General features: G+C 34.0%; 6 protein-coding genes. All 6 read right to left on the minus strand.

The window, feature by feature from the left end:
* The coding region (locus ACZQCL_RS05615) for a helix-turn-helix domain-containing protein (protein ID WP_482482138.1) at nucleotides 1-250 on the minus strand (250 nt) is incomplete at its 3' end.
* 23 nt (nucleotides 251-273) lie between these two features.
* Nucleotides 274-675 (minus strand): IS200/IS605 family transposase, encoded by a 402-nt coding sequence (tnpA, locus tag ACZQCL_RS05620; RefSeq protein ID WP_418527137.1) that lies wholly within the window; start codon nucleotides 673-675, stop codon nucleotides 274-276.
* 355 nt (nucleotides 676-1,030) lie between these two features.
* On the minus strand, nucleotides 1,031-1,420 hold the full coding sequence (locus tag ACZQCL_RS05625) for a YolD-like family protein (protein ID WP_337527183.1): 390 nt from the start codon (nucleotides 1,418-1,420) through the stop codon (nucleotides 1,031-1,033).
* Complete coding sequence (locus ACZQCL_RS05630) at nucleotides 1,420-2,856, minus strand: Y-family DNA polymerase (protein WP_482482141.1); 1,437 nt, start codon at nucleotides 2,854-2,856, stop codon at nucleotides 1,420-1,422. The genes ACZQCL_RS05625 and ACZQCL_RS05630 overlap by 1 nt, the downstream gene beginning before the upstream one ends.
* Nucleotides 2,853-3,017: a hypothetical protein gene (locus ACZQCL_RS05635; protein ID WP_158567584.1), complete on the minus strand. Its 165-nt coding sequence runs from the start codon at nucleotides 3,015-3,017 to the stop codon at nucleotides 2,853-2,855. The genes ACZQCL_RS05630 and ACZQCL_RS05635 overlap by 4 nt, the downstream gene beginning before the upstream one ends.
* Nucleotides 3,018-3,497, minus strand: a complete 480-nt coding sequence (locus ACZQCL_RS05640; protein WP_482482144.1) for a GNAT family N-acetyltransferase — start codon at nucleotides 3,495-3,497, stop codon at nucleotides 3,018-3,020.
* Nucleotides 3,498-3,616 lie beyond the last annotated feature (119 nt).

The raw sequence follows: 3,616 nt of genomic DNA on the forward strand, positions 1-3,616 counted from the left end.
TATCCAGATTCTTTACACTTGACTGTAGAGCAATCGAATCCACTTCCTTAAGCCATTCATATTCTTTCTTTAAAGAAACTAGATCCTTAGCACATGCCGAATAACTTAACGTGATTCCATCTTTTTCATAGGCATCCTTACGTTTTGCCAGGTAATGATTATATACAAAACGAGTACAGCCAAAAGTCTTGGCCAGCAATATTCTTTGTTCTCTATTTGGATACATACGATACTTGAATGCCTTTTCCATGATGATTTCTCCTTATTGATTCGCTATTTTCTTTTTTGACTTCTTATATACTCTATAATCTGTTCTTCTGTATTTTCAGAAACTGTAGCTACAAAATAAGAAGGATTCCATAGATGTCCACCCCATAACTTGGATCTTAGATCATCCCCAAACTCTTTCATCAAGAGTCTGGCTGATACACCCTTCATAGCCTTTATAATATTTGGAATGTAATGCTGCGGCGTACAATTGATCAGCATACGGATGTAATCTTCCTCTATATTCATTTCCAGAATTTGAAAACCATTATCCTTTGAAATCTGAGTCAGCAGCTCTTTTAATCTTGTTGCGACCTGTCCATTCAAGATATTGCGACGATACTTTACACACCATACAATATGATACTGTATTGAATAGACATAGCCTCTACCTTTGACAACTTCCATATGTTTTTACCTCATCAATATTATAACATATGTATATATTTAAAGCACTATACTTATCATTTATTTTTAAATTATTTATCTAACATCTGCACATCTAATTCATCTCATGAATAAAGTCACGAGTGTTCTTAGATTGCACTATACATAAATGTATTCAGAATATTTTCTATCTGATACTCATGTTCGATATCCCATAATAAAAGATATCATCTTTCCACTAACAAGTATTCTATTTAAAACGATTGAAAGGCATAAACTTCACAAGACAACAATACAAGCGTTTTAAATTAGGAATGCAATCTCTATCAAGCAGCCAATGGCTGTTTTTTTTCGTATTTCCAAAGAAAAAGGAACATCACTGTTCCAATACTTCAATATCTACAATATCATCTATTTGTATTTGAATATTCTCTTTAAAATATAACACCTTATTCAATTCATCTATACGCTTAAAAGATAAAACGCTCTCCATGTACTGACCACCACTTTTTGTCTTATCCTTTTCAAAATAAGTGATTCTACATTTCGATTTCAAATGCATCAATTCAGTGATTTTCTCATTGATTTCAAGCTTTTCTTCATTTGATAAAATTCTTTTTTCCTGCGTGATTCTACCCTGTTCTATCACAGCTTCTTTATGACCTGTTAAAGCTGCAAAAGGCGCAAATTGAGCGGCACGATCTGACATAGACATCTTTGGATATTTACTTTTAGGGCGATCCATTGTATACCATCTTTCATCCATTATGCCTTATGCCCTCCAATCTGCGCATTTCGCTCTTTTGCCTTGGCACCCTTCTCAAAATCCGTTCCCTTTAAGATCGAATTCTTACCATATTTATTCTTTATTTTTAAAGTCACCTTTTGAAGATCATTTTCCTTCTTTAATTCTTCTTCATCCACATTTGAAAATAAATCCATCTGTTCAAAGCCACGATTCTTTTCATCTATCACTTCAACAGCCGCCACATTGATTCTTCGCACCAATAAACTAGAATCCACATACTGATCATATACATCCAATATATTTTGATTTAGAATTGAATTCGCATTTGTCTTTTGAGGTAAATGAACAATTTTATTTAAGCTTTTCGGCAAAACACGTCCATAAAAATCAACCATCGTTTCGCCCGTATAATCCGCATTTGCTTCATAACCAATAGTAAGAACCACTTTATTTGTCACCAAATCCTTATCCACCAAACTTAAAGCTAAAGATTCCACCATTTCCTTTACTAAAATCTTAGCCTTTTCTTTTTCATACCCACAAGATAAGACTTGTCCCGAACCTATACTATTCTTTTCTGGCTTATATGCCTTGATATCTTCAATCGTACAAGGTTCATATCCCCACGCATGATCAATCAATAGTTCGGCATTTACACCAAATGTCTTAAACAAAACATCCTCATGTTCCAAGCTAAAGGTACAAAGCTTACCCATTGTATCAATACCTAGTTTATGCAATCTTTTCTCATATCCTTTTCCAACACGCCAAAAATCAGTCAAAGGCTTATGATTCCACAACAATTTACGATACCTACATTCATTTAAAGCCGCAACACGAACCCCATTTTCATCTGGATCTTTATGTTTGGCCACAATATCCATTGCCACCTTGGCAAGATATAAATTCGTACCAATACCTGCTGTAGCCGTGATGCCAGTTGTTTCATAAATATCTAAAATCATTTTCATCGCGAACTCTTTGGGTGTTAATTGATACGTATTTAAATATGGCGTCGCATCAATAAACACTTCATCAATAGAATATACATGAATATCTTGGCTTGAAACATACTTCAAATATATATTATAGATTTGCGTACTGATATCCAAATAGTATTTCATTCTTGGAGGTGCAATTAAAAAATCGACTTCAAATCTAGGATTCTTTTTTAAGATTTCATCATCACTCGACTTACCATCAAAACGCAAAAATCCCTTTTTCCTTTTGGCATTCACTTGCCTTACCTTTTGATTCACCTCAAACAAACGACACCTTCCACCAATTCCATACTGCTTTAAAGAAGGCGATACAGCCAAACATATTGTTTTTTCTGTTCTAGAAGCATCCGCAACAACTAAATTTGTAGTTAAAGGATCCAATCCTCTAGAGACACATTCACAAGAAGCATAGAAAGACTTTAAATCGATAGCTAAATAAATCTTTGACTTCATGAACGTGTAATCTTTTTAAGAAGACCATTTAATTCATCCAAACCAGAAGTCACTTCATTCAATTGACCTCTTAACGTAGGAATCATCTGTTTCAACTCTTCTTTTGCGGCTTTTTTTGCTTTTTTCTTCTGATATTTCTTTACCTTTTGAATTATTTTCATCTAAAACTCCAATCGCATTTGATACCACACTACACCACCATGAACACTTGAGGATACACCCTCATTTTTAAATCCAAACTTACTATAGTAAGGCACCAATCTATCTTTACAAGTTAACACTAATCCTTTTCGGTTTTCTTGTCTAGCCAAATCAATCATTGCACACATGATCTTCGCGGCATAACCATTTTTTTGATAATCTGGTAATGTATTTAATCCAAATATCATTTGCCAGTCACCATCTTCATCATGCATCGAAGCATCACTATACATTTCATCCGTTAAATCTCTTTGGTTTGTACAAAAACCATCGATAAAACTAATCAATTGATTTTTTTCGAACAATAAAAGAAAATGATTCGCATATACATTCAATCTTTCCTGAATCTCTATTGAAGTCGCTGCTTCATTGGGTGGAAAACAAGTTGCTTCTACCTTAGATAATATTTCTGCATCTTCAATCGTTCCTTTTCGAATCATGAAATCACCTCGCAGGTATTATACCAAAAAAGAAGTGATTACTCACTTCTTAATGCCTCTACAGGATCTTTTTTACTCGCAATCTTGGATGGAATCAATCCTGCAAGAATGGTTAATAC

This window comes from Holdemanella sp. (assembly GCF_056804935.1).

Bases quoted from the DNA above. Each gene is read 5' to 3' on its own strand.
- tnpA (WP_418527137.1), bottom strand. From the start codon at position 675: ATGGAAGTTGTCAAAGGTAGAGGCTATGTCTATTCAATACAGTATCAT.
- ACZQCL_RS05625 (WP_337527183.1), bottom strand. From the start codon at position 1,420: ATGGATGAAAGATGGTATACAATGGATCGCCCTAAAAGTAAATATCCA.
- ACZQCL_RS05630 (WP_482482141.1), bottom strand. From the start codon at position 2,856: ATGAAGTCAAAGATTTATTTAGCTATCGATTTAAAGTCTTTCTATGCT.
- ACZQCL_RS05635 (WP_158567584.1), bottom strand. From the start codon at position 3,017: ATGAAAATAATTCAAAAGGTAAAGAAATATCAGAAGAAAAAAGCAAAA.
- ACZQCL_RS05640 (WP_482482144.1), bottom strand. From the start codon at position 3,497: ATGATTCGAAAAGGAACGATTGAAGATGCAGAAATATTATCTAAGGTA.